The organism is Ensifer sp. LC384 (genome assembly GCF_001695865.1).
GTDB lineage: Bacteria > Pseudomonadota > Alphaproteobacteria > Rhizobiales > Rhizobiaceae > Ensifer.
The window spans coordinates 1-1,272 of record NZ_MBST01000068.1; the positions used below are offsets into that span (position 1 = coordinate 1).

Here is a 1,272-nt window from a genome sequence, read left to right on the forward strand (position 1 = left end):
TGACCTTGCCCCGTTGAAATAATCCATTTTGAAGTAAGCTCTGGCCCATTGAGAGGACCAGGGAATGAAGCGCAACCGTTTCACGGACGAACAGATTATCGGCATTCTGAAGGAGCACGAGGCGGGCACGCCAGTCGCGGAGCTTTGCCGCAAGCACGGCGTCAGCGATGCCAGCATCTACAAGTGGAAAGCCAAGTTCGGCGGCATGGACGTGTCCGAGGCCAAGCGGCTGAAGACGCTGGAGGACGAGAACACGAAGCTGAAGCGGCTGCTGGCAGATGCGATGCTCGACAATGCTGCTTTAAAAGACCTTTTGGGAAAGAAGTGGTGACGCCCGCAGCCAAGCGGAGCGCTGTCGCGCATCTGATGAACCACCATCGGATGAGCGAACGGCGGGCGTGTAAAGCCATCGGCTTTTGCCGGATGACGATCCGTTACGAAACGAGACGCGGCGACGATCGTGGCCTGCGCGAGCGAATGAAGGCGTTGGCGCATGAACGCCGCCGCTTCGGCTATCGACGCCTTCATGTGCTGCTTAGACGCGAGGGACACCCTGTGAACCACAAGAAGCTCTTCCGGCTCTATCGGGAAGAGAAGCTGACGGTGCGCAAGCGCGGCGGCCGAAAGCGGGCGATCGGCACCCGAGCACCGATGCTGATCCCGATGGCAGCCAATGACCGTTGGTCGCTGGACTTCGTGTCGGATCAACTCACCGATGGGCGCAGGTTCCGGGTGCTGACGGTCGTCGACGATTGCACCAGAGAGTGCCTGGGCCTCGTCGCCGATACATCACTTTCCGGTCTGCGGGTTGCCCGTGAGCTCGACCGGATCATCGAAGAGCGCGGCAAGCCCAGGATGATCGTCAGTGACAACGGCAGCGAGTTCACCAGCAACGCTATCCTGCAATGGACGGACCGGGCCAAGGTCGATTGGCACTACATCGCGCCCGGCAAACCGATCCAGAACGCCTTCATCGAAAGCTTCAATGGGCGGCTGCGAGACGAGCTCTTGAATGAAACCCTCTTCTCGTCACTGACCCATGCCCGATCAGCGCTTTCAAACTGGCGCAGCGATTACAACGATCACCGACCGCACTCTGGCCTCGGCTGGCTGACACCGGCCGAGTTCGCTCAGACCATCAACCCGCGACCTGCTGCGGTGCTGCGCAGCCGAAATGGCTTCGCACCGCAACCCGCCGCTACCGCCGCAAATACCGCAACCAAAAACCGCTGGAGCGAACTCAAAACCGGATAAAACTTGGGGGCAAGGTCA

The 1,272-nt window shown here is 60.1% G+C and carries 1 protein-coding gene; it reads left to right on the forward strand.

Annotated elements, in window-relative coordinates; genetic code table 11:
• Window positions 1-64 precede the first annotated feature (64 nt).
• Window positions 65-1,254, forward strand: a protein-coding gene (locus tag BC363_RS30570; protein ID WP_141690496.1) for an IS3 family transposase whose coding sequence is annotated in 2 segments (ribosomal slippage) — window positions 65-314 and window positions 314-1,254 — 1,191 coding nt in all. Because the reading frame shifts where the segments join, the coding sequence is not laid out codon by codon here.
• Window positions 1,255-1,272: the final 18 nt, after the last annotated feature.